Origin of the sequence: Zwartia vadi, from assembly GCF_030410375.1 — a bacterium.
GTDB lineage: Bacteria > Pseudomonadota > Gammaproteobacteria > Burkholderiales > Burkholderiaceae_B > Zwartia > Zwartia vadi.
In genome coordinates this window covers 229463-244985 of the sequence record NZ_JAUHHE010000002.1, presented here as the reverse complement: position 1 = coordinate 244985, position 15523 = coordinate 229463, and the positions used below count along the sequence as shown (strand labels likewise).

The window sequence follows — 15523 nt, the reverse complement described above, 5'->3', positions numbered from 1 at the left end:
CTGTGGCGCTACCCAATCTGACCTTGAAAACGATTACCGGTCAACTCGTCCCTTTTTCTGACTACGCCGGAAAAGTTCTTTTAATTGTCAATGTCGCCTCTCAGTGCGGCTTCACCAAACAGTACAAAGGTCTGCAGCAACTCCATCTGGATTTTGCAGAGCAAGGTTTAGTCGTGATGGGATTTCCTTGTAATCAATTTGGACATCAGGAACCTGGGGACGAACAAAGCATAAAAAGTTTTTGTGAACTTGATTTTGGTGTGACTTTTCCCATGTTTGCCAAAATTGATGTAAATGGCGCACAGGCGGACCCGCTGTATGAATGGCTAAAAAGCAGCCGTCCCGGCTTACTAGGCACAGAGATGATCAAGTGGAATTTCACTAAATTTTTAGTTGGTCGTGATGGCCAAGTGATCAAACGTTTTGCCCCAAGCAGTACGCCGGAGGCAATTCGAGAAGAAATTATGGATGCACTATCGTGATTGATCTTTACAAACAATCTTGAGCAAAAAAAATGAATATTTCTGTTCGCTCTTCTGTGATCGCGATGCTCGTGTTTTTGTTTGGCTGCAGTGCACCAGTTGAGCGTGCCCAAGACATTACGCTTTCTACCAATACGCCTCAATCAATTGATCCACAAGCCACTGTGGGAACCAGCACGGGTGGTCCCTCTTACCGTGTCATCAATGTTGTGCGCACTCAACCTGACTGTCATGGGGAAACCTGTCCTTCCATCACATTGAAACGCCTGAGTTTTGAAGGAAATGAACGATTCAATGCGTTTCTCGAGCGATCATTACTTGCGATGGGGCAAGTGGATGCCAGTCAGAATCAGCCTATCCGGAGTCTCTCTGAACTCGCAAATGCCTTCTGGAAAACTGCCGAACCAAGATATGAAATTGTGCTGTCAGCCGAGGTCAAACGATCGACACCATCCGTAGTCGTGATTGAGTTACAGAACTATTTGTACTCGGGAGGCGCTCACGGCATGTCAAGTGCCCAGTACATCAACTGGCTGCCTCGTTTTGACCGAATTATCACACTGAATGATTTAATTTTGCCTGGGCGAATGAACGCTTTTGAGATGGCACTTCAAAAGCAATATTACAAATGGCTTGAATCAAACGAGTTTGCCCAATCCAATCGGGCAGATTATCTAAAAATGTGGCCCTTTCAGTTTTCTGATAACGCCGCCCTGATGGAAGACGGCATCGCAATTACTTTTGGTCACTATGTTCTGGGACCCTATGCGCTCGGGATGCCAACCATCCTTGTTCCCTTCTCCGAGCTGAAAGGTATCGTCAATATCGGACTTTTAAAAAGAATTCAGGCTCAGGGCTGAGTTTTCTTTGCAGCAGCAACTTTTTCAAGTGCGGTCGCAAGCGAGCCTTTACCCTCTGAGCGAGCAGTTTCGATTGCATTTTGAGCTTTGAAATTCGAAAGCAAAGGATCTGCCCCCGCCCGAATCAGTGCTTGTACAGTATCCACATCACCCGAACGAACAGCCAAAATGAGGGGCGTATCGCCATCCGGCGAAGGTTCATTGACAGCAGCCCCATTTGAAAGCAGCAGACGCACAATTTGAGTGTGACCCTTGATTGCGGCATAGTGAAGCGCTGACCACCCCGATTGATTGACCTTTGCACCTTTCGATAAGAGTGCTTGCGAACGTGGGAGATCACCCAAAAGTGCGGTGTACATCAAGGGCGTCTCCCTGTAGGAGTTTGCGAGATTCACATCGATTTTGGGGCTCGCAAGCAACACATCAAAAGCGCGCCAAGAGTTTTCTCTCGCGGCCATGGTCAGAGGTGTTTGCTGATTTGGGCTTTTCTGGTTGGGATCCATCCCTCTGCGCAAAAGTTCTTTTAGCTGCTGGTCACGGTCATTGATAATGTAGAACCAGAAATCCTTCGGATCAGCAGCCTGAGCTGTTTGTAAAAATCCTGACACGGTCGCACCCAGCAAAACAAAGGCAAAGATGGATTGTCGTAAAAATGTTCGAAGAGCTTGTTTATGCATATCAATCCGGATAAATTTTATAATTAAAATATTTAAAAACAATAAGTTAGATAATTTTGTAAGAATAAGATTTAAATTTAAAAATAATTTACTTTTAATAATTAACATTTAATAATTAATTTAAATTTTTACTTTAACTTATTGAATAAATTGAAAAAATTACTAGTTGATGCCTCTTCAATCTCTTTAACAGGGACGTTGCGAAGAGAAGCAATCATTTCCGCCACATGAATGACTTTTGAAGGATCATTAAGCTTACCGCGATGCGGAACCGGAGCTAAGTAGGGCGAATCAGTTTCAATCAAGATCCTATCCAAAGGCATCTTTCGGGCAACATCCTGAAGTTCAAGTGCCTTCTTAAAAGTAACAATACCCGAAAAAGAAATATAAAACCCCATGTCCATTGAGGCCTGGGCAACCTCCCAAGACTCAGTAAAACAATGCATGACCCCTCTCGCGTCACATGCTCCCTCCTCCCTCATGATGGCAAGCGTGTCCTCAGACGATGACCGAGTATGGATAATCAATGGAAGCTTAGTTTGCCGGGCAGCTTGAATATGGCGTCTGAAGCGGTCACGCTGCCATGTCAGATCACCTGACAGGCGAAAATAGTCAAGTCCCGTTTCACCTATAGCGATCACCTTCGGGTGCCGACTGCGTTCGATCAGATCCTCGACCGTAGGCTCGATCGTATCCTCATAATCCGGATGTACGCCTACTGATGCGTAGAGCGCCTCATGCTGCTCGACTAGTTCAATAAGGCCTGGCCAGTCAGGTAAATTCACACTCACACAGAGCGCACGACCCACTCTGTTCAGCTCCATACGGGTCAGAATATCTGGCATTTGCGCTGCGAGCTCAGGAAAATTTACATGGCAATGTGAATCAACAAACATTTATTAATATCCGGATACTTAAAATTTACAAACATTTATCAGTCGCTGTAATACGGCTTGAGCGAATAATTTTGCATTGAGCGGATGACTCGCGACACGCTTTTGTTCATTGAGCCATGATGCAAGTTGAGAAAACTGGACAACATCCCCATGTAGGCTAATTTGAGAGAGCCTTGACTGCTGAGCTAGATAATAACGACACGGCAGACCGTGTGCGCACAAATTCAAATCAACCGAAAGCCGTTGTAAGGCATCGAGCCAAACATTTGCATTGAATTTCGTGAGGCGATCGGCCAATGCGCCAACATCTATATGATGTTTTGAATCAAGAGTTGCAAGAAACTCCGTTATCCATTCAGGACAGGCACTGCTTTCCGTCTCCGAAAGTTGCTTGGCTAAAAGTGGCGCACCGCCCGCTGCGGCGAGCCATGTCGAAGGCTGTTGCACACCTTTGCTTTGCAGCCACTGTTGAGCAATCTCATCGCTCGGTGTGGCCAAAGGCAGCCTACGGCATCGAGACAGGAGCGTCGGGAGTAGTCGATCCGGGCCATCGGCGACAAGTAAAAATATCGTGGAAGGCGGAGGCTCCTCTAACACCTTAAGTAAAGTATTTCCTGAGATCGTTGTGAGGGCCTCGGCGGGATAGATCAGCGCAACACGCCAACCGCCACGATGGGTGGCGTGATTGAACCAAGGCTCTAGCCCACGTATTTGCTCTACCCGAATATCCTTCGAGGGTGCACGTTTTGTTGAAGATCCGGTCTCAGCAGCCGTCTTTTCGTCGCTGATTCCTGAGTCATCCTCTGCACCAAGATCGATCCCCTCCTCTGCGGCGACAGCTTCAGGACGAATACGCTTGAGATCAGGGTGATTGCCGCGGGCAACCCACCCACATGCCAGACAATGACCACAGGCCAATCCTTGAATGGGTGTCTCACAAAGCAAAGAGGCGGCTGCAGCAAAGGCGAACTCGCGCTTACCAATGCCAGCCAGACCATGGATGAGCCAAGCGTGTGCGAAGCGATCCTTATCGCCGAGCCATTTCCGCGCGAGCTCCGTATGCCATGGCAAAAAATGTGGTTGCATCAAAGGGCTGCGCTCCGAGCGACAAGCAGATCAATTTGTTGGGCCAGTAACACCCTGATATCCTCGATTGGGACAGTTGAATCCATCACACTAAACCTTTCTGGCTGTTGAGCCGCTCGCGACAGATAAACATTTCGCGTTCGTATGAAAAATGCGCTCGCTTCTTTTTCAAAGCGGTCTTTGTCTCGGGTTCGATCCAGACGTTCGCGTGCAACTTCAAGAGGCACATCGAACAACCAGGTGCAGTCGGGCTGCAAATCGGGGTGCAGCCACTGCTCGAGCGCAGCAATACGCGCCGTCCCCAATTCTCTTCCGCCACCCTGATAAGCAAAGGTCGCATCAGTAAAGCGATCACAGACTACCCAAGCACCTGAAGCCAAGGCGGGTTTGATTACCTCTTTTATGTGTTGCGCTCGGGCGGCAAACATCAGCAACGTCTCGCACTCCAATCCCATTGGCTCATGCAAAAGAAGTTCGCGCAAGCGTTCTCCGATTGGGGTCCCACCAGGTTCGCGTGTCGATACGACAGAAAGGCCGCGCGCCCTAAGCTGCTCGACCGTCCATTCAACGTGCGTACTTTTACCTGCACCATCAACGCCTTCGAACGTCAAAAACAAGCCTCTTCTTGTATGCGTCATGGCTTGCGCCCCAGTATGTATTGCGCGACGTTTTTATTGTGCTCGGGTAGCGTCCGTGCAAAAGCACTGGTGCCGTCCCCTTTGGCTACAAAATAAAGGTAGTCATGCTTTTCAGGATTCAGCGCGGCATTGAGCGATGCCTGGCCAACACTCGAAATCGGACTGACAGGTAATCCACCTCGCGTGTACGTGTTCCATGCATGATCAGTTTGCAAATCTTTTTTGCGAATTTTTCCCTGATAAGCTTCTCCCATGCCGTAAATGACGGTTGGATCAGTTTGTAGCGGCATGTTGAGTCTAAGTCGGTTGATAAATACACCGGCAATTCGTGCCCGATCCGATGCCTTTCCAGTTTCCTTTTCAACAATTGACCCTAGAATCAGTGCTTGATAGGGTGAAGTCAACGGTAAGTTCTCTTGACGTGAGGCCCAGGCTCGCTCCAGTATTTGTTGCTGCGCGCGCGCGGCACGCTCAAGGATATCCAGATCAGTCGTGCCGATTGGAAAAATATACGTATCCGGAAAAAATAATCCTTCGGGATGCTGGTGTTGCAAGCCTATCTGTTTAACCAAATCGGCGTCAGATAAATCTTCTAGCGTTTTCTTCAGATCACCATGCTGGGCAAGCGCAGCACGAATTTGACGCATATTCCAGCCTTCAACAAGCGTGATCTGCCTGGAGGTCACGTCGCCTTGTGCCATTCGCCTTAAGATTTTGAGAGGGCTGTCCCCGGTCACGAGCTGGTAGCCGCCGGCCTTGAGCTTGGTGTCAAGTTCAGTCAATTTTGCCATTAAAACAAAGGCGGCTGAATTGAGCTCAATTCCAGCTTGATTGATTTGGGAAGCGATACTGGCAGGTGTCGCTCCCTTGGGAACCAACAGATCGACTTTTGGACTTGGAAGTGTGAGCGGATGATTGACCCAGTAATACACTGCACCGATCGCTGCGGCGATCGCAATCAGTGCCGGTAAGACCACAAAGAGGAATAGTTTATTGAGAGCATTCATATGTCCGACAGTTTAATATGTAAGTTATCGCATTTCATCGCGCTAAGAGGCCTCATGCATCCGATTTTGACACCTTCCCCGAGCCACATTGCCAATACATCTCACTGCATCGCGACTGCCTACCCGTTGGACACGCTGGCAGTGTTTGAGGCCAGGGGGCAGGATGCGTTGACCTTTCTTCAGGGACAACTCACTAATGACATCGTTTCACCGGGAATCGGTCAGTCTCGTTTAGCTGGATATTGCACCGCACAAGGTCGTTTGTTGTCGACGATGGTTCTCGGACAGGCCCCAAATTCCGAGGATGTGCCTCTAGTGATTGGCATGATGCGTCAAGACATTCTTTCTGCTGTACTCAAGCGTCTCTCGATGTTTGTCTTGCGCTCAAAGCTGGTTTTAAAGACTATTGAAAGCCATGTCGTTGGCGTTGCGGCCTCCCAAACAAACGTCCAGAGCCTGAGCAATGTGCTGGGACATCCTTTGCCAATAGATGAGTGGGAAACCAATCATGCCTCGACTGGCATATGGATCGCCGCACCGTCCTCTGGGCTGAACGCTTCATCCGGCGAGCCGTTGCGTCGCTGGTGGTGGATGGCCAGTTCAGAACATCATTGCGCTTGCGAGGCGCTCAGCCATGCATTTACCATTGGTCTTCCCTCAGATTGGGAGACCCAAGACATCAAAACCGGACTCCCCTGGATCGAATCAAAGACCCAAGACCTCTTCATCCCCCAAACCCTTAACCTAGAGTTGATTGGCGGGGTGAGTTTCACCAAAGGGTGTTACCCAGGTCAGGAAATTGTCGCGCGTAGTCATTATCGCGGCACATTGAAAAAACGCATGGTGCTTGGTAAAGTGTCCGCAGAATCTGCTGGAATACTCACCCCGGGTGCGGACATTTTCGATGTCTCACAATCTGGAGAACCCTGCGGAAGGCTCATTAACGTCTCAACCGAAAAAAGTGGCACGCAAGTATTTAGCTGGCTTCTGTTTGAAACGACATTTGAGGCATTAGATCGACAGCAGCTTAGTACAGCTGCTGAAAATGGGGCCATGATAGAAACAGTTGCGCTACCCTACACGATACGTTGAACCCAGATTAAACAGCTCACCGCTTAATCAAATTCACAATACTCGAAAAATCAAGCTGGCCGTTGCCTTGACTACTATGCAAGGCAAAGAGGTTTCTTGCAAGCTCACCAAGCGCGATCACCGAACCCGTGCTGATTGCCGCCTCAGACGCGAGACCCAAGTCTTTGAGCATGAGATCAACGCCAAATCCTCCTGAATAGTTTTTAGAGGCGGGAACATTTTCCATGACCCCTGGCCAGGGGTTATATTTTTCAACAGACCAATTGCAGCCTGAGCTCTTTGAAATAATTTCAGACAGAACCTTTGGATCCAAGCCATTGGCTACACCCAAGGCAAGCGCTTCGGCTGTTCCTGCCATCGCAATCCCAAGAAGCATATTGTTGGCAATCTTTGCAACTTGACCGGCACCGGCTGCACCCGCATGAAAAATATTTTTCCCCATTTTTTCAAGTATTGGACGGGCGCGGGCGAGATCAACGGCTTCCCCCCCCACAATAAAGGTCAGTGTTCCCGCAATGGCTCCGCCTGTTCCACCAGAGACAGGCGCATCCAACATGCTTAGTCCTCGTTGTTGAGCAGCGCTGGCTACACGGCGCGCACTTTCAGCAGCAATCGTGCTGCAATCAATAATCAAGGCACTTTTCGGACAATGTCTGAGCAAGCCATCGTGACCAAGATAGAGTGCCTCGACATGCTTGCTTGCCGGAAGCATCGTGATGACAAACTCTGCATCTTCGACAGCCTTGGTGGCTGAGGAGACGCCCTCGGCGCCTTGGTCAACCAAAGACTGCACAGCATGCGCCATTAAATCAAATACTTTGAGCATATGTCCGGCTTTCAAAAGATTTGCGGCCATGGGGGCGCCCATGTTGCCGAGTCCGATAAATGCAATCTTGCTCATTGTGATTCTCCAAGGCGAAAAAGTGGGTGCTGGTCAGCGGGAAACGGCATAGTCAAAAACTTTTTCACCCACTTCTCATCGGCTTCAGAAAGCGTGGCGGGATTCCACTTGGGCTGCTTGTCTTTATCAATCAATAAAGCGCGAATACCTTCTGCAAAATCTCCATGGGCGGCAGCCATGAGTCCTGCGAACCATTCGACTCGATAAACCTCCGCCAGAGACAACAGCTTATTGTGTCTTAATAAGGCAAAGGTCAGACGCACAGAACCCGGGGAGCCATGCGCTAAGGATTGAGCAGCGCGCTGAAGCCAGGGATCTGGATGATCGGTTAATTGCTGAATGTTACGAACGATTCGATCCAGATCCTCGCCACCGCAAAGTTGCCGAATCAAGGGCAGATGAACTTGTAAAGGTTGTACTGAGCTGTCTGGCTCAGATGAAAGTTTAGTCAAGAGGAGATGCAACCGATCGTGATTGTTAGCCAGTTCTGCTGACTCTTTATCAGAGAGCGGATGAGTGGGCGATTGTGCAACGCGCTCCCACTCCTGAGCACACAGGCGAACCAGAAGATCATTCCACCGATCACGCTGAACATGATAGTCTGCCATGCCGGCGAATAAGGCATCGCTTGCACCTACTTGCGCGCCAGTCAAGCCGAGGAACAAGCCGGCATTTCCAGGAAGTCGATTCAACAGCCATGTACCGCCAACATCGGGAAACAGGCCAATCGAGATTTCAGGCATCGCCATGCGAGTGGTTTCAGTCACAACGCGATGGCTCGCGCCCATCATGAGACCCATTCCACCGCCCATTACAATCCCGTCGCCCCATACCAAAATGGGTTTTGGATAGGTGTGGATCAGGTAATCCAACGCGTACTCCTCGGCAAAAAATGTCCCTGCGTACGCGTTCTGCATAGGCTGACCAGAAACATTTTCCCTCATGCTGTGGTAGAGGGCGTGAAGATCCCCACCTGCGCAAAATGCTTTTTCTCCAGCGCCCTTTAAGACAATCACCGCCAAAGCCGGATCGTCAGCCCATGCTTTCATGTTGGCGGTCAGCATGCGTGTCATCTCGAGTGAAAGACCGTTTAAAGTTTTGGGTGCATTGAGCTGTGCGATACCTATCTTTGCGCCGTCTTTACCACTCAACTCTTCACAAATAACTAAATCTTGCGAACCAGCAATCATCTCAACTCTCCGCCCTTCTCTAAAAAATGACGTGCAATGATGACACGCATGATTTCATTCGTGCCTTCCAGAATCTGGTGGACACGCGTATCTCGCACCAATCTCTCAAGAGGATAGTCACGCAAATAACCATAACCACCGAGCAATTGTTGAGCATCCAGACAGACAGAAAATCCTATATCTGTGGCAAAACGTTTGGCCATCGCGCAGTAGGTCGTTGCATCGGCAGCTCCGGCATCAAGTTTACAAGCTGCGAGTCGAACCATTTGCCGTGCAGCCACAGTATGGGTCACCATATCCGCGAATTTAAATTGCAAGGCCTGAAAACTCGTGAGGGGTTGATTAAACTGTTTGCGGTTTTGCATATAACTTCTTGATGTCTCGATCGCACCTTGGGCGGCGCCAACAGAACAACTCGCAATGTTGATCCGGCCACCATCGAGACCGCGCATTGCGATTTTAAAACCCTCCCCCTCTTGGCCGAGCAGATGATCAGCAGGCACTTTGACGTGATCGAATGTCACTGCGCGTGTGCTTTGACTATTCCAACCCATCTTGCGCTCTTTTCGACCGTAAGTAATACCGGGTGAATGAGCGGGTATCGCAAAAGCAGAGATTCCACCCGCACCCGCACCTGCGGTTCGTGCCATCACAATCAATAGATCCGTTTCACCTGCTCCAGAAATAAATGCTTTGGATCCATTTAGAACATAGTGACCGTCAGTAAAGGTGGCTGAGGTCCGTAAAGACGCGGCATCTGACCCCGAACCTGGCTCCGTTAGGCAATAAGAAGCTAGGTGTTCGCCCGTGGCAAGTGATGGCCCCCAGTGGTCGCGAATTGTTGAGCTTCCCCATTGGCCGATCATCCAGGTGGCCATATTATGAATAGTGAGAAAGGCCGTGGTAGAAGGATCAATCGCAGCCATTTCTTCAAATATCAGACTTGCGTCCAGTCTGGACAATCCCAAACCACCAATAACTGGCGAGGCGTACACGCTGCAAAATCCTAGTCTGCCAGCTTCTCTGAGCGCTTCACGAGGAAAAATCTCTTCTTCATCCCAGCGCGCGGCATGAGGTGCAAAAGTTCCCGCGGCAAAATCTTTTGCTAGTTTTGCAAAGGCTGTTTGTTCCTCATTTAGTTCAAACTCCATTTATTTCCTCCTGACAACAGCCCGAGTCTGGACGTTTTTTATAATCTCAGTGTTCACCTAGCGGGTGAGATCACTAACCGGCATTTTCTTTTTGATATGTCTGGTTTTTTCGCGATGCGCTGCGCGACGTCTCCGAGCAATTTTCGGATCCACGCGCAATGGGGCGTAAACTTCGATTCGATCATGATCCTCCAGGCAATGGCTCAGTGATAACCGCTTGCCAAATACACCCACGACAACTTTGTCCTTAGATTGCTCCGGAAATGCCAGAAAAAACCCCGTCTCAACTAAAGCTTCCTCGATCGTGGTGCCGACAGGCATTGAGCACTCACGGTACCAGAGCTGCCCATCAGGTGCCGAGACCACTGCAATATTGATCATCACCAAGCTTATTTGAGGTGCAGTGGTTGAATTCATTCGCCGTAGCAAACCTGAGCACGCTGAGTAAAGGAGTCAATGAAGCTCGTCGCAATGCGATTGAAAATAGGCCCAACCAAGGTTTCAAGGGCACGGTTGGAAAACGCATATCTCAGTGTAAACAATACCTTACAAGCATCTTCTGATAAAGAAATGAACTCCCATTTTCCTGTCAATACAGAAAAGGGGCCATCCACAAGCTCGAGTTCAATACAGTGTGGATACTGGTGTTTATTACGAGTAGTGAATGTTTGTCTGATTCCGGCAAGCGAAATAGTAATGGAGGCCTGCATCCCGTTTGCGTCACGAGAAGACACTGTGGCTCCTCCACACCAAGGCATAAATTGGGGATATTTTTCAACATCGGCTACCAGATCAAACATTTGTCCGGCACTGTGGGGCACCAGAACGGAGCGCTCTACGGAATGCATGATGGGTCGTGATTAGCTAGAATGTCCAGATTTTACCGTTAGACGTTAATCTTAGGGAGCGTCTTTCAGCTTGAATAAGGGCTGAATTTATGTGTAGTTGTAAAAATAATGCCTATCTCTTCGGGCTGCTCTGCTTCGCAATTATCTTGTCAGGCTGTGCATACATTAGTCAGTCAACTGCGAATGACCTTGAAACACAAGATCGCGTGCATGCGCAACGACAAGTCGTTAGCATTTGGACATCTATGCGTGAAGGTTTTGCCCTTGCGCCGCTCGACACACCTCTGGTCGCACGTCAAATTTCACTTTACAGCGCAAGTGGGACGCATTTCAAAGACACCCTTGAGCTTTCTAGACCTTATATCTATTACGTTCTTGAAGAAGTCAAGAAACGCAATATGCCAGCGGAACTTGCATTGCTTCCTTTTTTAGAAAGCAGTTTTAATGTTCGACGAGGAAAAGGACTGAATCCGGCTGGATTATGGGGGTTGATGCCGGTAGCTGCCAGACACCTGAATTTAGTCCATACACCTATCAAAGATGAGCGTCGCGATATTGTCCGTTCAACCGAAGCAGCGCTTGATCTGATGCAAGAACTTCACGCCAAATATGGTGACTGGCATATTGCACTAGCAGCCTACAATTGGGGGCCGGGCAATGTTTCAAAAGCGATCGCGAATAATCAGCGCAGAAAGCTACCTACTCATTATTTGAGTTTGAACATGCCAATCGAGACCATGGTTTTTGTCCCCAAGCTGCTTGCAATCAGACACATCATAGAGAATCCCGAGAAATATAAAATCACCTTACCCGATATCCGCAACAAACCTTACTTTACCCGCCTAGATGTCACACGGACAATCGACATCAGCGTTGTCACGAAACTGGCTGGTATATCAAACGATGAGTTTGTGGATTTAAATCCGTCGTTTAACAAGACATTTATCCCCGCAACAAAGAACCAAAGTCTATTAATTCCTGTGGCCAATGTTGAGAGATTTCAGGAAAACTATCGCAATTACGATCAACCGCTCTCACCATGGAGCACAGTTGTCGTGGACATACCCCAAACCGTCGAAGTATTAGCTAAAAAACTACAGGTCGATCCTAATCGAACAAGACAGATGAATGGCTTTCACTTGGGCCAAACCCTCCAAGCGGGAACCAGCGTCGTGATTTCCAAACCAAGTTTGAAAGATTGATCTGTAAATGAAACGATTAGCGTACTTGGGTAAGAGATAAGATATGCGGTGTTCGTCTTATTTGCAGGGCCTTTTCCGTAATAGCCTGACTCGCCGAATCAATCCAAGCATTCGTAAAGTTTGTGTAAGTCGCAAGACGAACTGAGCCAAAATCTGGCAAGTCACGGACACGATCTGGTCGCATCAGCATACGGAGCTGATCTTTTTGGTAGAGCATGTCAAACAAGCACTCGAAATCGTTTAAAAACACGTATTGATCTTTCAGCGCGCAGGCTTGCAGTTCTCTCTTGGCTGCGACAGACAATGGCTTGCGAGATTGATCGCCTGGCATGACATCTACGCCTTTTGCCAATTCAGCACCACTAAACGTGCCAACAGAAAACCCATCGATTTTGACTGTGAAACGTGCGCCCTGCTCCAAGCCTTTGACCCGCCAAGTCAAGCCTCTGAGTGCCTCAAGAGATTGATTGGCCAGCAGCTTGGTTTGCTCGGCACTATAAAGCATAGGCACTGGAGGAATCGCAGTGGAAATATCCACACTGGCACCTGTAGAACGCTCCATACTGGATCGAACGTTGAAAGTCTTTTTATTGTCAGCACTGACTTGCCTGAATTCAGTTTCTAGGGTGTTGTTGCGAAGTGTGCTCTCAATGACAGATGGTTCAAGATTCGCGCCAATCTGGCGCAAAAACTCAACAGCCATCACAGCATGACCCGCAGCGCTGGGGTGAATGCGGTCGGGGATTAGTTTGAAATCTGGCTTGCTTGCGGCAGCATTGAGCGCCTGCTTCATCTGATCATGCCATTGCACTTTGATCACGTCAGAACCGACAGAATGGCGACGCATTTCTGCCACATAACGTTCAAGTTGCCTCTGTCTCTCAACAAGTTTAGACTGGGCCGGAATGCCTGCAATATGCGCAGGTGTAGGTTCAACCCAAATAATGCGTTGAACCCCGCCCTGACGCAAACGTGCAATGATGGCATCCATATTTTGAATGAACGCCGCATGAGGGCTACCCGCTGGATAGCCTGCGTCATTCATGCCAAAGTTCACAACCACCACAGAGGGTTTGAGAGCAAGAACGTCCTGCTCAACTCGATTCAGACCATTCAGAGCTGAATGTCCACCAATCCCGGCATTAATAAAGGTTAAGTTCAAATCGGGACGTCTAAGGAGAAAAAAAGTTTCTACATAGCGACCATAGGTATGTGCGGCTGTAATACTGTCTCCCAGCCAAACAATCCGGTCACCCGGCACAAATACTAAGCCACTGGATGGACGCGGTCCGGAGGGCAATCTGGGCTGAGGTACTTGAACGGATTGTGTGAGAGCTTGTGAAGTAGTCAGGGTTGAGGATTGCTCAGAAACCCTGTCTGCTTGCGCGCAAGAAGCAAGAATAAAACTGAGCGCACTGAGCATACCAACTAAAAGAACTCTATTGTGCCGTGTCTGCTTAGGAGATGAAAGTGATTGAGTCAGGAACATAGCGTTCTCCGGTGGGTACTTTGTCATTGCGAAGGACTTGTTGAAACGGCAGAAGACTGGGCCTGTGCAGCGGCCTCCTGATCTTGTTTAATTTTGCGTTTTTCAGCTTCGGTGAGCCAAGCGGTAGATGTGCCTCGAGCGACTTGGCGCATACGCTCCTGATGAGCACCTGAGTTTGCCGTGATGGTTGCGTTCACAAAAACAAGATCAGTGACACCGAATGTATCAACAATATCCTGAATGTTACGTGAAACATAGCGATAGTCTAAAACAACAACTCGATCAAAGTGAGGAAGTAAATAAGGGGCAAAGGCATTGCCATAAGAATTTTTGACAACAAGTGCTGTACGACCCGTCCCCGCACTCGTGTTTGAAACAAGAAGTGGTATGTCACCACCTAAGAACACAATATAACCACGACTTTTTTCAGCAAAAAAAGGCTGCGGAATCGGCGTTCTCTGTTGAGATCCGGTGTACTGCGTGCCATCAAATGTCACAGTTTTGGGTACGTAATAATAGGATTCTTTGTCAGCATGACGCAGTTCCGGTGCCTGAGTCAAACTCCAAAAGGATCCTGCCACGCCGGGCACAGAACGCTTATCAAAAGCCGAAAGATCCAGCGGTTGAACACCTGAAGCTCGGGCCCACGCACGATAAGCATAATAGGCGCCCAGCCCGGTCCAGTGATGATCCGACTTATAAAATAAAGGTTGATCTTGATGACCTTCCATCTCGGCAATCACATCAGCAAAACGCACTTCAGGCAGAAGCGCAGAGCGCATTGCAGCAAGATTTTTGGCCTCTGAAGTCGTACGGGCACGCGCTGCAGGTGGAAGATAAAAATGACTGCTTGTTGGCGTGACCACAACGGTAGTGGTCATGCCTGGACGCTTTTTAGCCACCAACTCCACCCACGTATTCACAGCATTTGCATAGCCTTGCGCCCCTCTGTCCGTACCTTGAAACATAAATAGCGCTTGACCGTCATGCAGCAAGACACCACCGACGACATTCAACGGCTTGGCTTGATTATTTGATACCTGGGGCGCGGCGGGTGTTGCGGGCTTTGGCGGCAACGCGACAGGCGCCGGCGGGCTTTGCACCGTCGATGCAGGCTTTGTTTCAACGTGATCCTTCTTGGGTAAAGGATCGACCTCTTTAGCTTGAGTGGCTTGCGCAATTGACGCTGTCTTCGGAGCTACTTTCGATTTTGCTTGTGCTTCTGCTTGTGCTTCTGCTTGTAATTCTGCTTGTGATGCAGATTGAGTATGAGATTGAGGTTCAGCTTGCGATGCAGGTTGTGATTCAGAATACGATGCAGATTGTGATTCGTGTCGAGAAATTGATTCTATTTCCGCCTGTTTTTCTTGTCGAGGCAAAGCGTCTGTCTCTTTTTGTGGCTCTAATTGCTCATCTGTCGGTGTCTCTGCTTTTGACGCTGCTTGTAATTCTGCTTGTAGCTCTATTTTTATCTCTGCTTTGGGTTCTACCTGTAGCTCTGCATCTAGCTTTGTTTTGGGCTCTGGATTAAGTTTACTTAGTCGCTCTGGCTCAGCTTCTGTTTGTGATTCAGTTTTCACATCCGGCAGTGTGTCGGCTTGCGTCACAGCAGACTCAGACTCGGAGGTTGCTTCTGTTGATCCAGCCCATTGACTGACATCTTCAAAACCTGTCTCAGCGCCCTTGACTTGAATAATACGATCACCCAAGTCAATGCCGCGATAAGTGCGAATAGCGAAAGCAAGTTCTGTTAGCCATGTGCGGCCAGGAAAATGATCAGAAACATAAGTTTCAATATCCCGAGCATATTGACCATTGAGCAGCGACTCAGAGCTAAAAGTCGGCCAAGCCGCCAAGCGACGATTTTCAATTTCGGAAATTTCAGGATTGAAGCGAAAGGTAAATACAAACAATAAACCAACCAGAGCAATGAGCATCGTGACCACGAGCGCATGCACCCTATGGGCGGCAGGGCTTTTTCTCAAAGGCGGCTCAAAGTGTTCG

16 protein-coding genes are annotated in these 15523 nt (G+C 48.8%); 4 read left to right on the top strand and 12 right to left on the bottom strand.

Annotated elements, in window-relative coordinates; translation table 11 throughout:
• Positions 1–2 precede the first annotated feature (2 nt).
• Both QWY27_RS02825 and QWY27_RS02820 read left to right on the top strand, forming a co-directional pair.
• Positions 3–482, top strand: a complete 480-nt coding sequence (locus tag QWY27_RS02825) for a glutathione peroxidase (protein ID WP_290194599.1) — start codon at positions 3–5, stop codon at positions 480–482.
• Positions 483–514: 32 nt separating this feature from the next.
• On the top strand, positions 515–1342 hold the full coding sequence (locus QWY27_RS02820; RefSeq protein ID WP_290194489.1) for a DUF3298 and DUF4163 domain-containing protein: 828 nt from the start codon (positions 515–517) through the stop codon (positions 1340–1342).
• Here QWY27_RS02820 and QWY27_RS02815 read toward each other — a convergent pair.
• From QWY27_RS02815 to mltG, 5 genes are all read right to left on the bottom strand, one after another.
• On the bottom strand, positions 1333–2019 hold the full coding sequence (locus QWY27_RS02815) for an ankyrin repeat domain-containing protein (protein WP_290194487.1): 687 nt from the start codon (positions 2017–2019) through the stop codon (positions 1333–1335). The two genes, QWY27_RS02820 and QWY27_RS02815, sit on opposite strands and share 10 nt — an antisense overlap.
• A 128-nt stretch (positions 2020–2147) precedes the next feature.
• Positions 2148–2915 carry a TatD family hydrolase gene (locus QWY27_RS02810; RefSeq protein WP_290194485.1) on the bottom strand — a complete coding sequence of 256 codons (768 nt, stop codon included), beginning with the start codon at positions 2913–2915 and terminating at the stop codon, positions 2148–2150.
• Between the two features lie 18 nt (positions 2916–2933).
• Entirely contained in the window at positions 2934–4001 is a 1068-nt protein-coding gene (holB, locus tag QWY27_RS02805) for a DNA polymerase III subunit delta' (RefSeq protein WP_290194482.1), read from the bottom strand.
• A complete protein-coding gene (tmk, locus tag QWY27_RS02800; protein WP_290194480.1) occupies positions 4001–4639 on the bottom strand; it encodes a dTMP kinase in 639 nt (212 codons plus the stop codon). The genes holB and tmk overlap by 1 nt, the downstream gene beginning before the upstream one ends.
• A complete protein-coding gene (gene mltG, locus QWY27_RS02795; protein WP_290194479.1) occupies positions 4636–5646 on the bottom strand; it encodes an endolytic transglycosylase MltG in 1011 nt (336 codons plus the stop codon). The genes tmk and mltG overlap by 4 nt, the downstream gene beginning before the upstream one ends.
• A 54-nt stretch (positions 5647–5700) precedes the next feature.
• Between mltG and ygfZ the strand changes: the two genes are divergently transcribed.
• Entirely contained in the window at positions 5701–6738 is a 1038-nt protein-coding gene (ygfZ, locus tag QWY27_RS02790; protein ID WP_290194477.1) for a CAF17-like 4Fe-4S cluster assembly/insertion protein YgfZ, read from the top strand.
• A gap of 16 nt (positions 6739–6754) precedes the next feature.
• Here the strand turns inward: ygfZ and mmsB are convergent, their stop codons facing one another.
• The 5 genes from mmsB to QWY27_RS02765 are packed head-to-tail and all read right to left on the bottom strand — an operon-like array spanning position 6755 to position 10828.
• Positions 6755–7639: a 3-hydroxyisobutyrate dehydrogenase gene (mmsB, locus tag QWY27_RS02785; RefSeq protein ID WP_290194475.1), complete on the bottom strand. Its 885-nt coding sequence runs from the start codon at positions 7637–7639 to the stop codon at positions 6755–6757.
• Positions 7636–8829 (bottom strand): enoyl-CoA hydratase/isomerase family protein, encoded by a 1194-nt coding sequence (locus QWY27_RS02780; RefSeq protein ID WP_290194473.1) that lies wholly within the window; start codon positions 8827–8829, stop codon positions 7636–7638. The genes mmsB and QWY27_RS02780 overlap by 4 nt, the downstream gene beginning before the upstream one ends.
• A complete protein-coding gene (locus tag QWY27_RS02775; protein ID WP_290194472.1) occupies positions 8826–9980 on the bottom strand; it encodes an acyl-CoA dehydrogenase family protein in 1155 nt (384 codons plus the stop codon). Before QWY27_RS02775 ends, QWY27_RS02780 begins: the two co-directional genes overlap by 4 nt.
• Before the next feature lie 57 nt (positions 9981–10037).
• A complete protein-coding gene (locus QWY27_RS02770) occupies positions 10038–10397 on the bottom strand; it encodes an RnfH family protein (protein ID WP_290194470.1) in 360 nt (119 codons plus the stop codon).
• Positions 10394–10828: a type II toxin-antitoxin system RatA family toxin gene (locus tag QWY27_RS02765; RefSeq protein ID WP_290194469.1), complete on the bottom strand. Its 435-nt coding sequence runs from the start codon at positions 10826–10828 to the stop codon at positions 10394–10396. The genes QWY27_RS02770 and QWY27_RS02765 overlap by 4 nt, the downstream gene beginning before the upstream one ends.
• Before the next feature lie 245 nt (positions 10829–11073).
• Here QWY27_RS02765 and QWY27_RS02760 point away from each other — a divergent pair, with 245 nt between their 5' ends.
• Positions 11074–12030, top strand: a complete 957-nt coding sequence (locus tag QWY27_RS02760) for a transglycosylase SLT domain-containing protein (RefSeq protein ID WP_290194468.1) — start codon at positions 11074–11076, stop codon at positions 12028–12030.
• A 16-nt stretch (positions 12031–12046) separates the two neighbouring features.
• On the opposite strand, the gene QWY27_RS02755 is transcribed toward QWY27_RS02760, so the two are convergent.
• A complete protein-coding gene (locus QWY27_RS02755) occupies positions 12047–13519 on the bottom strand; it encodes an SGNH/GDSL hydrolase family protein (protein WP_290194467.1) in 1473 nt (490 codons plus the stop codon).
• A 23-nt stretch (positions 13520–13542) separates the two neighbouring features.
• Entirely contained in the window at positions 13543–15504 is a 1962-nt protein-coding gene (locus QWY27_RS02750; RefSeq protein WP_290194466.1) for a DHHW family protein, read from the bottom strand.
• Between the last annotated feature and the right edge of the window lie 19 nt (positions 15505–15523).

Coding starts and splice junctions, on each gene's coding strand:
- QWY27_RS02755 (WP_290194467.1), bottom strand. CDS start 13,519: ATGTTCCTGACTCAATCACTTTCATCTCCTAAGCAGACACGGCACAAT.
- QWY27_RS02810 (WP_290194485.1), bottom strand. CDS start 2,915: ATGTTTGTTGATTCACATTGCCATGTAAATTTTCCTGAGCTCGCAGCG.
- QWY27_RS02820 (WP_290194489.1), top strand. CDS start 515: ATGAATATTTCTGTTCGCTCTTCTGTGATCGCGATGCTCGTGTTTTTG.
- QWY27_RS02770 (WP_290194470.1), bottom strand. CDS start 10,397: ATGAATTCAACCACTGCACCTCAAATAAGCTTGGTGATGATCAATATT.
- tmk (WP_290194480.1), bottom strand. CDS start 4,639: ATGACGCATACAAGAAGAGGCTTGTTTTTGACGTTCGAAGGCGTTGAT.
- QWY27_RS02815 (WP_290194487.1), bottom strand. CDS start 2,019: ATGCATAAACAAGCTCTTCGAACATTTTTACGACAATCCATCTTTGCC.
- QWY27_RS02765 (WP_290194469.1), bottom strand. CDS start 10,828: ATGCATTCCGTAGAGCGCTCCGTTCTGGTGCCCCACAGTGCCGGACAA.
- QWY27_RS02760 (WP_290194468.1), top strand. CDS start 11,074: ATGCGTGAAGGTTTTGCCCTTGCGCCGCTCGACACACCTCTGGTCGCA.
- holB (WP_290194482.1), bottom strand. CDS start 4,001: ATGCAACCACATTTTTTGCCATGGCATACGGAGCTCGCGCGGAAATGG.
- ygfZ (WP_290194477.1), top strand. CDS start 5,701: ATGCATCCGATTTTGACACCTTCCCCGAGCCACATTGCCAATACATCT.
- mltG (WP_290194479.1), bottom strand. CDS start 5,646: ATGAATGCTCTCAATAAACTATTCCTCTTTGTGGTCTTACCGGCACTG.
- QWY27_RS02780 (WP_290194473.1), bottom strand. CDS start 8,829: ATGATTGCTGGTTCGCAAGATTTAGTTATTTGTGAAGAGTTGAGTGGT.
- mmsB (WP_290194475.1), bottom strand. CDS start 7,639: ATGAGCAAGATTGCATTTATCGGACTCGGCAACATGGGCGCCCCCATG.
- QWY27_RS02775 (WP_290194472.1), bottom strand. CDS start 9,980: ATGGAGTTTGAACTAAATGAGGAACAAACAGCCTTTGCAAAACTAGCA.